Annotated in this window: 15 protein-coding genes and 1 tRNA gene; 7 read left to right on the top strand and 9 right to left on the bottom strand. The window is 67.0% G+C overall.

The features are described from left to right. Positions 1-208: 208 nt before the first annotated feature. The 4 genes from nrdF to nrdH all read right to left on the bottom strand — a co-directional run bounded on the left by nrdF (position 209) and on the right by nrdH (position 4,236). Complete coding sequence (gene nrdF / locus GVV86_RS10565) at positions 209-1,183, bottom strand: class 1b ribonucleoside-diphosphate reductase subunit beta (protein ID WP_120168956.1); 975 nt, start codon at positions 1,181-1,183, stop codon at positions 209-211. 143 nt (positions 1,184-1,326) lie between these two features. Then, on the bottom strand, positions 1,327-3,492 hold the full coding sequence (gene nrdE, locus GVV86_RS10560; RefSeq protein ID WP_120168954.1) for a class 1b ribonucleoside-diphosphate reductase subunit alpha: 2,166 nt from the start codon (positions 3,490-3,492) through the stop codon (positions 1,327-1,329). Then, entirely contained in the window at positions 3,489-3,947 is a 459-nt protein-coding gene (gene nrdI, locus GVV86_RS10555) for a class Ib ribonucleoside-diphosphate reductase assembly flavoprotein NrdI (RefSeq protein WP_159619822.1), read from the bottom strand. Before nrdI ends, nrdE begins: the two co-directional genes overlap by 4 nt. Positions 3,948-3,990: 43 nt before the next feature. Further along, positions 3,991-4,236 (bottom strand): glutaredoxin-like protein NrdH, encoded by a 246-nt coding sequence (gene nrdH, locus GVV86_RS10550; RefSeq protein WP_120168950.1) that lies wholly within the window; start codon positions 4,234-4,236, stop codon positions 3,991-3,993. A gap of 660 nt (positions 4,237-4,896) precedes the next feature. Between nrdH and GVV86_RS10545 the strand changes: the two genes are divergently transcribed. From GVV86_RS10545 to GVV86_RS10535, 3 genes are all read left to right on the top strand, one after another. After that, entirely contained in the window at positions 4,897-5,823 is a 927-nt protein-coding gene (locus tag GVV86_RS10545) for a LysR family transcriptional regulator (protein WP_159619824.1), read from the top strand. 168 nt (positions 5,824-5,991) lie between these two features. Then, positions 5,992-6,969 carry an SDR family oxidoreductase gene (locus GVV86_RS10540; RefSeq protein WP_159802770.1) on the top strand — a complete coding sequence of 326 codons (978 nt, stop codon included), beginning with the start codon at positions 5,992-5,994 and terminating at the stop codon, positions 6,967-6,969. A 318-nt stretch (positions 6,970-7,287) separates the two neighbouring features. Next, positions 7,288-8,370, top strand: a complete 1,083-nt coding sequence (locus tag GVV86_RS10535; protein WP_246669954.1) for an FUSC family protein — start codon at positions 7,288-7,290, stop codon at positions 8,368-8,370. Here the strand turns inward: GVV86_RS10535 and GVV86_RS10530 are convergent. Then, positions 8,367-9,563 (bottom strand): App1 family protein phosphatidate phosphatase, encoded by a 1,197-nt coding sequence (locus GVV86_RS10530; protein WP_201291432.1) that lies wholly within the window; start codon positions 9,561-9,563, stop codon positions 8,367-8,369. The genes GVV86_RS10535 and GVV86_RS10530 overlap by 4 nt on opposite strands. Positions 9,564-9,692: 129 nt before the next feature. Between GVV86_RS10530 and GVV86_RS10525 the strand changes: the two genes are divergently transcribed. Further along, positions 9,693-11,240 carry a CYTH and CHAD domain-containing protein gene (locus GVV86_RS10525; RefSeq protein ID WP_159802769.1) on the top strand — a complete coding sequence of 516 codons (1,548 nt, stop codon included), beginning with the start codon at positions 9,693-9,695 and terminating at the stop codon, positions 11,238-11,240. An 8-nt stretch (positions 11,241-11,248) separates the two neighbouring features. Here GVV86_RS10525 and GVV86_RS10520 read toward each other — a convergent pair whose 3' ends face one another. Further along, on the bottom strand, positions 11,249-12,019 hold the full coding sequence (locus GVV86_RS10520) for a TM2 domain-containing protein (protein ID WP_159802768.1): 771 nt from the start codon (positions 12,017-12,019) through the stop codon (positions 11,249-11,251). A gap of 177 nt (positions 12,020-12,196) precedes the next feature. On the opposite strand from GVV86_RS10520, the gene GVV86_RS10515 reads away from it, so the two are divergent. After that, entirely contained in the window at positions 12,197-13,084 is an 888-nt protein-coding gene (locus GVV86_RS10515; RefSeq protein ID WP_159619828.1) for a YsnF/AvaK domain-containing protein, read from the top strand. A gap of 62 nt (positions 13,085-13,146) precedes the next feature. Further along, entirely contained in the window at positions 13,147-13,596 is a 450-nt protein-coding gene (locus tag GVV86_RS10510; RefSeq protein WP_159619829.1) for a GNAT family N-acetyltransferase, read from the top strand. A 102-nt stretch (positions 13,597-13,698) separates the two neighbouring features. Here GVV86_RS10510 and GVV86_RS10505 read toward each other — a convergent pair whose 3' ends face one another. Further along, a complete protein-coding gene (locus GVV86_RS10505) occupies positions 13,699-13,881 on the bottom strand; it encodes a PspC domain-containing protein (RefSeq protein ID WP_159619830.1) in 183 nt (60 codons plus the stop codon). A gap of 130 nt (positions 13,882-14,011) precedes the next feature. On the opposite strand from GVV86_RS10505, the gene GVV86_RS10500 reads away from it, so the two are divergent. Then, positions 14,012-14,272, top strand: a complete 261-nt coding sequence (locus tag GVV86_RS10500; protein ID WP_159802767.1) for a hypothetical protein — start codon at positions 14,012-14,014, stop codon at positions 14,270-14,272. A gap of 54 nt (positions 14,273-14,326) precedes the next feature. Here GVV86_RS10500 and GVV86_RS10495 read toward each other — a convergent pair whose 3' ends face one another. Together GVV86_RS10495 and GVV86_RS10490 are read right to left on the bottom strand one after the other, a co-directional pair. Further along, positions 14,327-15,103 (bottom strand): hypothetical protein, encoded by a 777-nt coding sequence (locus GVV86_RS10495; RefSeq protein WP_159802766.1) that lies wholly within the window; start codon positions 15,101-15,103, stop codon positions 14,327-14,329. A gap of 209 nt (positions 15,104-15,312) precedes the next feature. Next, a tRNA-Ala gene (locus GVV86_RS10490) sits at positions 15,313-15,388 on the bottom strand. Positions 15,389-15,464: the final 76 nt, after the last annotated feature.

Genomic DNA, 15,464 nt, shown 5'->3' with positions numbered 1-15,464 from the left:
TGCAAACGCCGCAGCGGGCCCCGGCTCCCGGCCGCCATCGACTCAACGTATCTGCGTGCAGCACGACTGCCTGTTCACGGAGACCGCCCGAAATCGATGCACCTCGTCGAACGAAAAAGCGCACCTAGTTGGATGACTTCCAACCAGGTGCGCCGCATCTTCCAGCTAGACCGTCATTCTTTCAATGGGGCCTGCATATCCGATCAGACTAGAAGTCCCAGTCGTCGTCCTCGGTGTTGACTGCCTTACCGATCACGTACGACGAGCCAGAACCAGAGAAGAAGTCGTGGTTCTCGTCCGCGTTCGGTGAGAGCGCCGACAGGATCGCCGGGTTCACATCGGTGACGGTGGAGGGGAACATCGCCTCGTAGCCCAGGTTCATCAGCGCCTTGTTGGCGTTGTAGTGAAGGAACTTCTTGACGTCCTCGGCCAGACCGACGGAGTCGTAGAGGTCGTGCGTGTACTGGACCTCGTTCTCGTACAGCTCGAACAGCAGCTCGTAGGTGTAGTCCTTGATCTCCTGCTTGCGCTCCTCCGACTGGCCCTCAAGGCCCTTCTGGAACTTGTACCCGATGTAGTAGCCGTGCACGGCCTCGTCGCGGATGATCAGGCGGATCAGGTCGGCCGTGTTCGTCAGTTTCGCCCGTGAGGACCAGTACATGGGCAGGTAGAACCCGGAGTAGAACAGGAAGCTCTCAAGCAGCGTGGAGGCGACCTTGCGCTTCAGCGGATCATCGCCCTGGTAGTAGTCCATGACGATCTGCGCCTTCTTCTGAAGGTTCACATTCTCGGTGGACCAGCGGAAGGCCTCGTCGATCTCCTTGGTGGAGGCCAGCGTGGAGAAGATCGAGGAGTAGCTCTTGGCGTGCACCGACTCCATGAACGCGATGTTGGTGTACACCGCCTCTTCCTGCTGCGTGATGGCGTCCGGGATCAGGCTGACGGCACCTACGGTGGCCTGCACCGTGTCGAGCAGGGTGAGCCCGGTGAACACGCGCATGGTGAGCTGCTGCTCGTCCGGGGTCAGCGTGGCCCACGACTGGACGTCGTTGGACAGGGGCACCTTCTCCGGCAGCCAGAAGTTGTTGACGAGGCGGTTCCAGACCTCCACGTCCTTTTCGTCCCGGATGCGGTTCCAGTTGATCGCCTCAACATGGCTGAGAAGCTTCAGTTTTTCGGTCATGACTCCGACTCGCTTTCTGAGGTAAAACTTGGTTCGGCTGAGTCTTCGATGCAATACCTGCAGTCGGCTTTCTCAATGCCTTCGTTGTGGGAGGTCCGGTGGGTGGGTCATCCCCTCGGGAACGACCCACCCAATCTAGGTGACTAGAGCATGCAGCTGACGCAGCCGTCCACCTCTGTCCCTTCCAGCGCGAGCTGGCGGAGACGGATGTAGTAGATGGTCTTGATGCCCTTGCGCCAGGCGTAGATCTGCGCCTTGTTGATGTCGCGGGTGGTGGCGGTGTCCTTGAAGAACAGGGTCAGGGACAGGCCCTGGTCCACGTGCTGCGTCGCCGCAGCGTACGTGTCGATGATCTTCTCGTAGCCGATTTCGTACGCGTCCTCGTAGTACTCGAGGTTGTCGTTCGTCAGGTACGGAGCCGGGTAGTACACGCGGCCCAGCTTGCCTTCCTTGCGGATCTCGATCTTCGAGGCCACCGGGTGGATCGAGGAGGTCGAGTTGTTGATGTAGCTGATCGAACCGGTCGGCGGCACGGCCTGCAGGTTCTGGTTGAAGATGCCGTGCTCCATGACCGAGGCCTTCAGCGCACGCCAGTCCTCCTGCGTGGGAATGTGCACGTCCTTGAACAGCTCCGCCACGCGCGGGGTCTGCGGAACCCACGTCTGGTCGGTGTACTTGTCGAAGAACTCACCCGAGGCGTACTTGGACTTTTCGAAGCCGCCGAAGGTCCGGCCGGTCTCGATCGCCAGCAGGTTCGAGGCGCGGATGGCGTGGTAGACCACGGTGTAGAAGTAGATGTTCGTGAAGTCCAGGCCCTCTTCGGAACCGTAGTGGACCCGCTCGCGGGCCAGGTAGCCGTGAAGGTTCATCTGGCCCAGGCCGATGGCGTGCGACTGCTCGTTGCCCTTGGCGATCGAGGGAACCGAGGTGATGTTCGACATCACGGAGACGGCCGAGAGGGCGCGGATCGCAGTCTCAATGGTCCGCCCGAAGTCCGGCGAGTCCATCGTCTTCGCGATGTTCAGCGAACCCAGGTTGCACGAGATGTCCTTACCGGTATCGGCGTAGGACAGGTCGTCGTGGTACGTGGTGGGCTCCGAAACCTGCAGGATCTCCGAGCACAGGTTGCTCATGATGATCTTGCCCTCGATCGGGTTCGCCCGGTTCACCGTGTCCTCGAACATAATGTACGGGTAGCCGGACTCGAACTGGATCTCCGCGAGGGTCTGGAAGAACTCGCGCGCCTTGATCTTGGTCTTCTTGATCCGCGCGTCGTCGACCATCTCGTAGTACTTCTCGGTGACGTTCACGTCGGAGAACGGCATGCCGTAGACCTTCTCGACGTCGTACGGGGAGAACAGGTACATGTCCTCGTCGCGCTTGGCCAGCTCGAAGGTGATGTCGGGGACGACGACGCCGAGGGACAGGGTCTTGATGCGGATCTTCTCGTCGGCGTTCTCGCGCTTGGTGTCGAGGAACCGGTTGATGTCCGGGTGGTGGGCGTGCAGGTACACCGCGCCGGCTCCCTGGCGGGCTCCGAGCTGGTTGGCGTAGGAGAAGCTGTCTTCGAGGAGCTTCATCACGGGGATGACGCCGGAGGACTGGTTCTCGATCTGCTTGATCGGCGCGCCGACCTCGCGGATGTTCGTCAGGGCGAAGGCGACGCCGCCGCCGCGCTTGGACAGCTGCAGGGCGGAGTTGATGGAGCGCCCGATGGACTCCATGTTGTCCTCGATGCGCAGCAGGAAGCAGGAGACGAGCTCGCCGCGCTGGGCCTTGCCGGCATTGAGGAAGGTCGGGGTGGCCGGCTGGAATCGGCCCTCGATAATCTCGTCGACGAGCTGGGTGGCGAGCGTCTCGTCGCCGGCGGCCAGGTGCAGGGCCACCATGCAGACACGGTCCTCATAACGCTCCAGGAAGCGTTTGCCGTCGAACGTCTTGAGCGTGTACGAGGTGTAGAACTTGAAGGCGCCGAGGAAGGTCTCGAAGCGGAATTTCTTGCTGTAGGCGCGCTTGTAGAGGTCCCGGATGAAGTTCATCGTGTACTGGTCGAGGGTTTCCCGCTCGTAGTACTCGTTCTTCACCAGGTAGTCGAGCTTCTCCTCGAGGTCGTGGAAGAAGACAGTGTTGTTGTTGACGTGCTGCAGGAAGTACTGGTGTGCGGCTTCCTTGTCGGCCTCGAACTGGATCTCTCCGTCCGGCCCGTAGAGGTTAAGCATCGCGTTGAGCTCGTGGTAGCCCAGATCCTTGTAGCGGGCATCGACGCTGTGCTTTGTGGCCCCAGCGGTGTCCGTCTCAGCAACACTCATGTCCAAAACTCTTCCAATCCTTGATGTACCCGGTCTACGTCATCGGACGTCCCCATAAGTTCAAACCGATATAGGACGGGGACCCCGCACTTGGCGGCGACGATGTCGGCCGCCAGACAGTAGGTTTCCCCGAAATTCGTATTGCCCGCTCCAATGACTCCCCGGAGGAGCGAGCGGTTTCCTTCATTGTTCAAAAACTTGATGACCTGCCGCGGCACCGCTCCCCTGCCGGACTCTCCCCCGTAGGTGGGCAGGACCAGCACGTAGGGCTGGAGCGCCTTGAGGGTGGGATCCTTCGTGAGCAGCGGGAGCCGGGCCGAATGCATGCCCAACTTGGTGACGAACCGGTGCGTGTTGTCCGAGACCGACGAGAAGTAGATCAGCGGCGCATCGGTAACCCCGCCAGAAGCCGTCTGCTCCAGGCGGGGTGTCTCGGTATCCACGGTGGTTGTCATGAGCGGCGGGATAGGCCGGCCCGGTCCTGCGAAGGCAGGAAAATCAGGCGACGGAGGTGACGGACAGCTCGGCCAGCTCGTTGATCTTGTCGGGGCGGAAACCGGACCAGTGGTCCTTGTCAGTGATGACGACCGGTGCCTGCATGTAGCCCATCGAGCGGAGGCGCTCCAGTGCGGCCGGATCCTGTGAAATATCGACGCTCTGGTAGGTGATTCCCTTCTTGTCCAGAGCCCGGTAGGTGGCGTTGCACTGTACGCATGCTGGCTTGGTGTAAACCGTTACGGTCATGTCCCTGTCCCCTTCTTGATGCTGCTGTATTGCCGTGTCCGTGGGTGGTGGTGGAGCGTCCCGATAAGGGGGAAATTCCGGGGAATTTCCGGCCCTGCGGTCTCTGCCCGGCCAGCGGTTGATTCGATATCTAGATACTACATCTAGTGCGGGCCACCGATACAGACCCCAACATGATGTATTACAAGTATGTCATTCACCCGCTCCTGAGTCCACATGAAATCCACAGGCGGGGCCCTCTCGGACCCGCGGATTTACGCCGATCTGCACCCCTGGGTGCACACCCTGTGGAGTACTTGCACACAGCAAAAAATTGCCTGTGTCGTCCTTTTCTCGGCGTGTCGCGGTGACCTTCCGCGGGGTGTCCGAGGGCACACCCCTGGGCCGCCGCGGGCCCTACGGCCGGCGGTCGATGAGGAACTGCTGCACGTCGAGTTACCCGGCCTGGAAACCTGCCCCGGAGTAGCAGAGGTAGAAGCGCCAACCCGCACCCGGCTCCCGTCCCGGCCGCGCAGGGCACGACACATTCCGTGCGGAGCACCGCGGGCTCGACTTAGCGGGCACCGGCTCGGCTAAAGTTCGGAGTCCCCCCACCTGTGGATCGCTCCGCCGCCCCACGCACCGGAGCATCGCGCCATCGTTCGCCGGAAAGGACCGCCCATGGTCAATCCCGTCCATCTGAGGACGCTGCTCGAGGTGATCCGCCACGGGTCCTTCGCAGGAGCCGCCACCACCCTCGGCTACACCGCCTCTGCGGTGTCCCAGCAGATGTCGGCGCTGGAGAAGGACACCGGTGCCACCCTCTTCGAACGCAGCGCCCGCAGCGCCGTGCCCACGGAGGCCGCCGTCGTCATGTCCCGGCATGCGGCAAAGGTGCTCACGGACATCGACGCGCTGCTCGCCTCCACGGCCCGCGCCCAGGCCGAGACGTCCCAGGAGCTCCGCCTGGGCCTGTTCCCCTCACTGGCGACCTATGCGCTGCCCCGGCTGCTCAGCACCCAGCAGTGGAAGTCCCTCGGGATCCACCTGAAGGTGTACGTCGCCGAACCCGCACAGACCATCCAGGGCCTGCGCACCGGCGGGGAACTCGACCTCGCCCTCGTGTACCAGGTGGGCCAGGCGGGCCTGGCCTGGCCCTCAAGCGTCAGCCGGCAGTGGATCGGCGACGACGATTTCCGGGTGGTCCTGCCCGAGGCCTGGGGCATCCGGGCCGGATCCACGGTCAGTGCCGACCAGCTGGCCGACATGCCGTGGATCCTCCACCATCCCGGCACGGCCGACGCCACGGTGATCGAGCGCCTGTTCGCCGGCTGCAACCTCCATCCGCGGGTGGTGGCATACTGCGACGACTTCAACGCCAGCCTCGAAATGGCCGCCGCGGGGCTCGGCGCCGCACTGGTTCCAGATCTGGCGATGCTGAACCGGCCGCCCGGCATCGTCGCCCTGGACGTCCCGGAGATCCGGCTCGCCCGGAGCATCTTCGCCCTGCAGACCGGGGACCGCCAGAACGTCCGGGTGCGGCTCTTCATGGACCAGCTGGCCGACATCCTTCGCCAGCGGAGCATCGAACCGAAACACATTTCCTGACGATCCGCACCCCCTCCTGCGGACCTCTAAAAGCGTTGTCGGGCCCTCCGTGCCTCGGTAGCCTCGGAGCGGGTGGGCGGCCCCCAGCCGTCCACCCGCTCCACCGGCCGTGCCGGGGTCCATACCGCAGTTCATGCCGCAATTCATGCCCAAGGTAGGGAGAACCCAGTGAGCAAGAAGCAGCCAGTCGTCGTGATCACCGGTGCATCGAGCGGGATCGGACGCGCGACAGCCCTCCACTTCGCCCGCAGGGGCGCGGACCTCGTCCTGGCCGCCCGACGGGAGGAAGCCCTCGAGGGGCTGATCGAGGAGTGCGAGGCCTACGGTTCCCGGGCCTTCTCGGTGCCCACCGACACCAGCGACCCCGAGGCCGTCCAGGAACTGGCCGCGCGGGCCGTGGAGGCCTACGACCGCATCGACGTGTGGGTCAACAACGCCGCTGTCTCCTTCTTCGCGCCCTTCCTTGAGGTCCCGCTGAAGGACTTCAACCGGGTGATCGACGTCAATATCATGGGCTACGTGCACGGCGCCCGGGTGGCGCTGCAGCACATGCGCAGCCAGGGCTCGGGCGTGCTCATCAATGTGGCCTCGATCGTGGGCGTCGTCCCCCAGCCGTACACCTCCGCCTATTCGATGTCCAAGGCCGCAGTCCGCGCCCTCGGAGTGAGCCTGCGCTCGGAACTGCTGCTCGCCAAGGCCCGCAGAATCCACGTCTGCACGGTGCTTCCTGCCACCATCGACACCCCCTTCTTCAACCAGGCGGCCAACTACACCGGCCGCCGGGCCCAGGCGATGCCGCCGGTGTACAGCCCGCAGAAGGTGGCCGTCGCCATCTACAAGCTTGTCGACTCGCCGCGCGGCGAAGTGGTCGTCGGCAGGATCGGCCGCTCGATGGTGCGCCAGCACCGGTTCGCCCCCGCGAAGGTGGAGACCGCAATGGCCCACCAGGTGGAGAAAACCCACCTGTCGAGGAAACAGTCGGCCGAGGCCACCAGCGGCAACCTCTACGAACCCTCCGCGGACCGGCGCAACACCGCGGTGACCGGCGGGTGGAGCGGCAGGCGCCGGTCGGTGCAGCGCTCGCTGCTCGGCACCGCCGCCCTGGCGACAGCAGGCGGAATCCTCGTCCGGCGGATGCGCGGCTGACCACGGGGCACAGAATCCAGGACAGGGACGTCGAAGGCACGCCGAGCGGGCAGTGAACACCGATGCTCCGGGACGTTCCCCGGCGCTGAGGGACCTGGTCCTGGACAGCACCGATGTGAAGGACTTCCTCTACGACCTCGCCAACCTCGCTGTCCACCGGCCCGGAACATCCAGCTGCGCGACATTGCGGCGAGGGTCGCAGCGTCGGCCGGACAAGGCGCCGCAGAGGCCTGAAGGGCACCGCCACGGCTCCCCGGCCGGGCCCCCGACCGGGCCGCCGGTCGAACCGGGCCCACTCCGCATTGCAATACTGGAGGGATGGCTTCACCACTTCCCACCGTCCCCCGGCCCCTGCCACGACGCCTCGGCGCGTACCTGCGTCATGGGCGCGTCCTGCTCGCCCTGAAGGCGGCCATCGCCGCCGGCATCGCCTGGTGGGTGGCCCTGCTGGTCCCCGGAGTGGCCTCCAGCTACCCGTACTACGCGCCGCTCGGGGCGCTCGTGTGCATGTACCCCACGGTGGCCGGCTCGGCGCGGACGGGCCTCCAGACCCTCATCGGGCTCGGGGCCGGAATCCTGCTGGCCTTCCCGGTGATCCTGCTTGGCAACCCCACCAGCCTGACGGTCGGACTGGTCGTCGGGCTCGGTGTGCTGCTGGCCGGGCTTCCGCGCCTGGGCGCCGGACGGGACTGGATACCGATGGCGGCGCTCTTCGTGCTGCTGCTGGGCGGCGACCACGCCAACACCTATTCACTGGGGTACTCGATCCAGATGCTCGTCGGCGTCGCCGTCGGGCTTGCGGTGAACGCGTTGGTCTTCCCCCCGCTGCACCTCAACGGCGTTATCCAGAGCCTCGAGGAATTTCGCTCCGCCCTGGCGCTCCAGCTCAGCGACATGGGGGCAGCCCTTGAGGAACGCTGGCCGCCCGAGCACGAGGAGTGGGCCTCCCGGCAGGACCGGCTCCGCCGGCTGGGCCGGGACGCACGCGCCGCGGTGCAGCTGGCCGATACGAGCCGCCGGGGAAACCTCCGCCGCTACCGCAACGGCCGGGACCTTGAGGCCGACTACCACGCCCTGCGGTCCCTTGAACGGATCACCTTCTACGTCGAGGACATCACAGAGGTGCTCTCCGGCGCCATCTGGCGTTCGGAGACCGCGGCGCCGCTGCCCGCCGCCCTGGGCGTACCCCTCGCCGAGGCCAGCCGGCTGACCTCGGAGGCCATTGACGCCTGGGATCCCGAAGCGTCAGCCCAGGCCACCGCGGAAGACGCGGTCGAGTCCCTCATCCGCCAGGTACACGCCAGCGCCGTCAACGAACGGATCGACGCCGCGGCGACCTTCGGCATGGGGCTCCGGCGGATCCTTTTGACGATCCGCCTCGACTCGGTTCCCGCCCGCTAGCTGTCCTCGCGGTGAGGAAAGGGCTCGGGGACGGGGTCCGGGTCGGGATCCGGGGCAATGATGCCAAGCTTCTCCAACTGCTTGGACATCCCGGCGCCATCCGGGGCGTACACCCACTCGATGTCCGGGGTCAGCTCGGCGGCATTGGTCTTCGACCGCCCGCCGGCGAGCACCGCCTCGCTGGCCGAGAGCTGCCGGATGGCGATGGCACGCACCCGGTCTGGATGCCGCTGCGCGAACTCGGCGTAGATCGCCTCATCGTGCTGGCCGTCGTCGCCCACCAGGAGCCACTTCACCGACGGGAACTCCCCAGCCAGGCGCTCGAGGGAGGTGCGCTTGTGGTCCTGGCCGCTGCGGAACCAGCGGTCGCGGGTGGGGCCCCAGTCGGTGAGCAGTTTCGGGCCGGCCGGGTAGAGGTTGCGTGAGAGGAACCGGGTCAGGGCAGGTGCCACGTTCCACGCCCCCGTCGAGAGGTACAGCACCGGCGCCGACGGCATGCTGCGGGTGATCCGCTCGTACAGCACAGCCATGCCGGGGGTCGGCGTCCGGGCGTGTTCGTCCACCACGAACGTGTTCCAGGCGGCCAGGAAGGGCCGCGGAAGGGCTGTGACCATGACGGTGTCGTCGATGTCGGAGACCACCCCGAAGTCCACTGAGTCGTCGACCACCCGCATCGGCGCGTCGGCGAGCCGCGAATCGCCCGACCGCAGCCGGACCGTGTGCCAGCCGGGTGTTAGTTCCACATCGATGCGGGCATCGATCACCCCGCCGTGGTCGGCCTTGACGGTGTGCGTGCTTCCATTGATCTGCACCTGCACGACGGCGTCGCGCACGGGAGCGCTGGTGAAGTTCCGCCACCCGCGGATGCCCTCCTTTAAGGGCTTGAGGGGGCCGCTGTCCTCCACCGGACCGCTGTCGCGGGGATCGGTCAGCACCACCCGGGCCAGCACCCGAACCCACTTGGTCGTCCCGTAACCGGTGTACGGGATGACAGTCTGCACGTGCCCTCGGCGGATGGCGAGCCGGCGCTGGAAGCCCAGCCAGGCGTCGTCGATTCTCATGCCCAGGTGGGTGCGTTCCTTCACCTCCACGCCCGGTACCTTAGCCGCCGGCACCTCCGTGGCCGGGGTGCTCTCGATGATTTCGGCCTTGTCGGCTGGACGGTCTGTTGGCTGTTCAGCAGGAGTCGTCATGGGTTCAGTGTGTCACGAGTACGCTCCGGAAACCCTCCCTTCGTGCCCTCCTGTGCACCGTCGGCGCAAGAGCACCGGCACGGCGGGAAGCCCGTGGCCCTCCGGCGCCGGGCGGCACCATAATGGCTCATGACCCAGGGGAAAGAAGCGCCCGCAGCGCGCCGGTATCTTGCCGACGTCGCCGCCGTCCTGCCGGAACTGCCAGGCGGCGCGGGGACACCCCCGCAGGGCGGAACCACAGTTCTTCGGCGCGTCCACTGGGATCTCGACGACCATGAGCTGGCGCACGCGGGGATCACCGTGGCCGTCACCGGTGAGGGGCCGGCGGCCCGCTGGGACCTGACCTTTCCCGCGGCGCTGAGCCAGCTGGACTTCTCGGTTGCGTCCCCGGAGGCCGGCGGCGTCCCGCCGGAGGTCCTCGAGCGGGTCCGGGTCCATGTCCGCGACCGGGACCTGCGGCCGGTGGCCGACCTGGTCCTCCGGCGTCGGGAGGTCACCCTCCCGGAATCCGACGGCATCTCGCTGCGGGTCAGGGACGACGCCGTCGAACCCCTCGACGACGCCGGCTGGCGGGAATGGACGGTAGAGGCACTCCCTGACCCGGCGGCGGACGGCGGACCTGGGGACGGCGGCCACGGCGATGGCGACGTCGACGGCAACGGCAATAAGGCCGGGGAGCTGCTTGACACCGTCGAGGCCCTGCTGGTCGCGGCGGGTGCCTCCCCCGGCGGGCCCGCGGAGTGGCTCGCACCGCCCGCGGCGGGCCGCAGCACCGTCCCGGAGGCCCCAACGGACACCGGCACGCCGATCGGCGCGGTCCTCGCCCCGGTGTTTTCGACACTCGCGGCCGAGCTCAAGACCTGGGACCTCCGCGTACGGGTGGACGAAGAGGACGCCGTCCACCAGTTGCGGGTGCGCTCCCGCACCCTGCGGAGCGTGCTCAAGACGTACGAAAAGCTGCTCGATGACGCCGCCGTCCGGGACCTTGAGGGCCGGCTGCAACGGCTCGGACATACCCTTTCCGTCGCCCGCGATGCCGACGTGATCCGTGGCTGGGTGCCTGGAAGCGTGAAGGCCCTTCCGGATGGATCGATTCCCGCCCACGTTGCCCGCCGGCTTCAGAGGACGGCCTCGGCCCAGTACCGGCGGGCCTACGGGGAACTGCTTGGGGAATTGAGCTCCCCTGACTATTTCCGGCTCCTTGCCGTGCTCGACGAATTTTCCGCCCGGCCGCCGCTGGCGGCCGAACGGGAGGGGCACAGCGCACGGAAGGCCATCCGGCGGGCCGCCAAGCGCCAGCAGCGCAAGGTGCTCGAACTCGTTGACGCTGCCGCCGGGGAGGAGGACGCCGCGGCGCGGATCCATCTCCTTCACGAGGTGAGGAAGCGGTCCAAGCGGCTTCGGTACGCCATTCGATCGGTCTCCACGGCCACCGGCTTCGACTTCGGCAGCAAGCTCGCTGCCGTCCTGGCGACCGCCGAGGACATCCAGGACGCCCTCGGCGTCCACCGCGACAGCGTCATGTTCCAGGAATTTGTCACCAGAACCGCCCGCGCGGCACACCGCTCCGGCGAAAACACCTTCGCGTACGGCGTGCTTCACCAGGCCGAGGCATCCCGCCAAGAGATGGCGGCCGAGGCGTACCGGGAGGCGGCGGAGCGCCTTCGGCAGGGCTGAGGCGGGGGCTATTCGATGCTGCCTCCGGTGAGGCTGTCGATGGTGGCAGACCAACGGGTCCCGGCCGGAAGGACCATCAGCGTCCACTCCCCCGGATCCACCCGCCGGGTGTAGGTGCCCGAGCCCGCCTCAAGCTTCGAGATCAGCGGTTCCTCCCCCTCGGGCACCCCGCCCGTCCCCTCCGCCAGCAGGTAGATGAATCCCGGCCCGTCGAGGGTGTATTGAATCCGCGCAGCGCCTCCGGTGAGGGTGAATGGTTCGGGCGCCGGCCGTCCGGGCCCGCCGGCGAGCACTGCCACCGCGGTCCACCGGGGCGGAGGTTCCTTGGTCGGAAGGACGGAACTGAGGGCTGTCATGGCCGACCCGCCACCGGCGCGCAGCAGGGTCAGCGCCGGACCCGAGGCGAGGGTGAAGGCGGTAAGGATCACCACCAGTGAAGCAACGAGCGCCGCGGCACGGTGGCTGCGGCGCCCCGCCAGGGGGTGGCCGCCGCCGTCGACCGCGGATCCCAGGGCGAGCGCCAGAACATCGGCCGCCCACCAGAAGCCAGCGCCGCCCAGGGTGAGCAGCTTGATGACCCCCGACACCGGGCGCCGAAGGTAGAACCGGTCGACACCGAAGAACCCTCCCAGCAGCGACAGCACCCACGGTCTGCGGAAGTCGATCAGGCGCACTTCGGGAACCGAATCGGCCCGGGCCTTTCCGGCGGAGCGCGCCCGGGCCGCGGCGGTCAAACGGTTGGACCACCGCTTCGCTGCAGGCCCGGCCTCCGCGTTCATGGCTGAACACTATGCCTGCGGCGGCGGCCGGGGTAGGGCGGAGGCCGCTTGCTTAGTACGCTGCCATCGGCGCGGCGTAGCCCGCTGTGTACTAAGCATGCTTGGTATATTGTTGGGAGCCTCGGGACAGAAATGCATTAGGCATCCCGGACCATCTCCACTGCGGAAAGAGACCCCATGATCACTCAGGAACAGATGAAGGAGCTCATCAGCGCCGGCGGCAATGTCCTGAGCGCGGACGGGCAGATCCTCGGCCCGCTGGGGCGCCTGTATGTCGACGATGCGACGGGCCGGCCCACCTGGGTCACCGTGGACACGGGGGCCTCCGCCGCCGAGTCCTTCGTACCGCTTGATGGTGCCACCACGTCGGGCGGCGACGTCCAGGTCGCCTACCCCCGAGAATCGGTGCTCGCAGCCCCGGGCATGTCCCAGGACGGACACCTGAGCCAGGCGGAGGAGAAGCACCTGCTGCGCCACTACGGGCTCCTCCCCGGCGTCGACGAGGTCTCCGATGACCGGTCCGATGAGCACGCCACGTCCCGGCTTGAGAGCGACCACGTGATGATCCGCTCCGAGGAGCAGCTCCGCGCGGGCACCGAGATCCGGGAGACCGAGCGGGTACGCCTGGTGAAGAGGATCGTCACGGAGGAGGTCACCATCACGGTGCCGGTCCGGCGGGAAGAGCTCTCCATCGAGCGCGTCCCCCTCGACGATGTGCCGGGCCACCGCAACGGTAACGGCAACGGACACACCAACGGGGCGGCCTCCACCGGCGGCGGGTCGTACACCTACGTGGAACGCGACGAGGATACCGCCGCGGACCGGGACGACCTGTATGCCGCCGTCGGCTCCGCGTTCAGCGGGGACGAGGTCACCATTGTGCTCTACCAGGAGCGCCCCGTGGTGCAGACCGAGATCGTCGCCGTCGAGCGGATCCATGTGCTCAAGGAAATCATCACGCACGAGGAAACCCTCAGCGGGGAGGTCCGCAAGGAGGTCATCGAGGCCGAATCGTTCGATGCTCCCGGCCGGGCCGCGGCGGCACCACGCAGGACCGGTGGCTGACCCCTTCCCCACCGGTTGACCGCACCGGCGCCGCCTCGGCGCGCGGAGAACAGGAAAAGGCAATGTTGATACGCCGCGCCGAACCGGCGGACGCTGCCGAAGCGATCCGCGTCTTCCGGGGCTCCCGCACGGCCGCCGCCGCCTACCTGCCCTCGGCCGCCCATACTGAGGCGGAGGACGAGGAGTTCGTCCGCGGGGTCCTGATCACGGAACGGCAGACCTGGCTTGCGGTGGATGGGGACAGCCGTGCCGCCGGCCTGCTCAGCCTCAGCCCCGGGTGGATCGATCAGCTCTACGTCGCCCCCGAATCCTGGGGGCGCGGGGTGGGCACGCTACTCCTCGGCCACGCCAAGGCGCTGCAGCCCTCCGGACTCCAGCTGTGGACCTTCGAGTCAAACCTCGGCGCCCAGCGGTTCTACGAGAGGCACGGGTTCGTCGCCGTCGAACGCACGGACGGCACCGGTAACGAGGAGCGGGCACCGGACATCCGGTATGCGTGGTCGGGTCCCTGACCGGGCCGGAGTTTGTCCGGTCAAGCCGGACCTGACCTTCCGACCGGTCAGTGGCCGCCCGGCGATGCCGGGTCGGCCTGCCCGTCCAGCCAGCTCGTCGTGTCAGTACGACTTGGGGATCACGATCCACAGGATGATGTAGGCGATCTCCCCGGCCCCGACCAGGCCGAAAATCACGAACAGCAGCCGTACCAGGGTCTTGGAGATGCCAAAGCGGGCGGCAAGGGCCGCACAGACCCCCGCGATCACCTTGCCGTTGCGCGGACGTACAAGTTGAGAAGTCATGCCCGTACCCTACCAACGCGGCCGCATGGGTGGACAGGACCAAATACGGCGGGCTCCGGGATAGGCCTTGTGCGCGGTGGACCGAGCGCGCACCATTGCTGCATCAGCTGAAACCACCCGAGGAGCTGATGTGTTCGGAAACGCGGACAAACCGCCGCAGGTTGACTTCCACCCCTGGCCCAGCGGCCTGACGTCCCGGCATTTTTCCCTCCTGAGGAGGAGCGCCTTCGTCGTCCTCGTCACGGTGCTGATCTTCGGCGCCTACAGCACCGAACTGACCCTGATGCGGGTCATCACCAACTGCCTCGTGGTGTACGTGGTGGTGATCTGGTCGCGGCGCTGGCTGTCCGAAAACCGGGACGGACCGGGCCGGCCGGGGCCCGCCCGGTAGTACCACCGCCGACGCCGGGCTGCCCCGCGGCGGGACGCCGAGCCTGGCGGCGGCCTACTCCGCCGGGCGCAGGGACGTGATCATGGTGCGGATCTTCCCGAACTCCTCCGTCTCCGCGTACACCTGCGGCGTGTCGGCGTGCGGCGGGTTGCCGGGCGTCGTGTCGAACGGGTCGTAGATGCCTCCGAATGCCGCGCCGCTGGGAGGCCAGGTAAAGAAGTGCGCAATCGGGCACGCCGTCGGGCCCACCGGCTCCGGCGCCGAGGTGATGCCATAGGCTCCGCTGAATCCCTTCTGCGGGTCGGCCTGCGCTGGGTCGCTGCGGATTTCAAAGACGAAGCGGGGAGTGCTGCCGGCCTGGGCCAGGGCGGGCAGCGGCCGCGACTCGATCACCCCGTAGGGGCTCTTCTGGGCGCACTCGGCGCCGGTGACCAGATTGGTGCGCAGCGTCGCGATCGACTTTCCGGTGTCGCTGACCACCTCGATGGAGACCCCGCCAGGTGCTGTCCCTTCCGCGGCGACGATCGTCCAGTTCTCGGGATAGTCGAAGGCGAGCTCGCCGTCGAGGGTCGTGTAGGTGTTCCAGCCGGGCGCCGTGGGCGGGTCGGTCGGCGGTGCGGTGCCTGTGGGTGCCGTGGCACCCGGCGTGGAGGCTGGCGCGGTGGTCCCGGCGGGCGTCGGGGTTGGCGTCGAGGACGCCGCGATGCTGTTCGATGCCGACTGGGTGAGCCCGGGGGCCGGCCCCGAGGCGGCCGGAGCGCATGCTCCGAGCACGACGGCGAGGCCGAGGGCCCCGCTGACGGATAAAACGGACGTGCGCCTCTTGTTCATGTGGACCTCCCGGACGGCCGCTGATCTGTCCATAGTGCATCGATCGGTAGTGCATCGATCGGTCCATTGTGGGGCCCGGCGGCGCGTCGTGGGCAGGGGCGCCGGAATCGTTCCAAAACTGTTGCAGGTTCCGGTCCGCGCCGCACAGTCTCCCGAGCACACAAAAGCCGCCAGGTCTCGGGGGTGATTCCCGGAACCTGGCGGCGGATTGGTGGAGCTGAGGGGACTCGAACCCCTGACCCCCTGCATGCCATGCAGGTGCGCTACCAGCTGCGCCACAGCCCCAATCCGTTGTTTCCCTCCGGCTAACCGGCTGAAGCAACTCGTTTAGTTTAGTAAAGTTTTCCGCTCCTGCAAAATC

The organism is Arthrobacter zhaoguopingii (genome assembly GCF_009828595.1).
Lineage (GTDB): Bacteria > Actinomycetota > Actinomycetes > Actinomycetales > Micrococcaceae > Arthrobacter_D > Arthrobacter_D zhaoguopingii.
This window is presented reverse-complemented; position numbering and strand designations above follow the sequence as displayed.

Coding starts and splice junctions, on each gene's coding strand:
- nrdF (WP_120168956.1), bottom strand. CDS start 1,183: ATGACCGAAAAACTGAAGCTTCTCAGCCATGTTGAGGCGATCAACTGG.
- nrdE (WP_120168954.1), bottom strand. CDS start 3,492: ATGAGTGTTGCTGAGACGGACACCGCTGGGGCCACAAAGCACAGCGTC.
- nrdI (WP_159619822.1), bottom strand. CDS start 3,947: ATGACAACCACCGTGGATACCGAGACACCCCGCCTGGAGCAGACGGCT.
- nrdH (WP_120168950.1), bottom strand. CDS start 4,236: ATGACCGTAACGGTTTACACCAAGCCAGCATGCGTACAGTGCAACGCC.
- GVV86_RS10545 (WP_159619824.1), top strand. CDS start 4,897: ATGGTCAATCCCGTCCATCTGAGGACGCTGCTCGAGGTGATCCGCCAC.
- GVV86_RS10535 (WP_246669954.1), top strand. CDS start 7,288: ATGGCTTCACCACTTCCCACCGTCCCCCGGCCCCTGCCACGACGCCTC.
- GVV86_RS10530 (WP_201291432.1), bottom strand. CDS start 9,563: ATGACGACTCCTGCTGAACAGCCAACAGACCGTCCAGCCGACAAGGCC.
- GVV86_RS10525 (WP_159802769.1), top strand. CDS start 9,693: ATGACCCAGGGGAAAGAAGCGCCCGCAGCGCGCCGGTATCTTGCCGAC.
- GVV86_RS10520 (WP_159802768.1), bottom strand. CDS start 12,019: ATGAACGCGGAGGCCGGGCCTGCAGCGAAGCGGTGGTCCAACCGTTTG.
- GVV86_RS10515 (WP_159619828.1), top strand. CDS start 12,197: ATGATCACTCAGGAACAGATGAAGGAGCTCATCAGCGCCGGCGGCAAT.
- GVV86_RS10510 (WP_159619829.1), top strand. CDS start 13,147: ATGTTGATACGCCGCGCCGAACCGGCGGACGCTGCCGAAGCGATCCGC.
- GVV86_RS10505 (WP_159619830.1), bottom strand. CDS start 13,881: ATGACTTCTCAACTTGTACGTCCGCGCAACGGCAAGGTGATCGCGGGG.
- GVV86_RS10495 (WP_159802766.1), bottom strand. CDS start 15,103: ATGAACAAGAGGCGCACGTCCGTTTTATCCGTCAGCGGGGCCCTCGGC.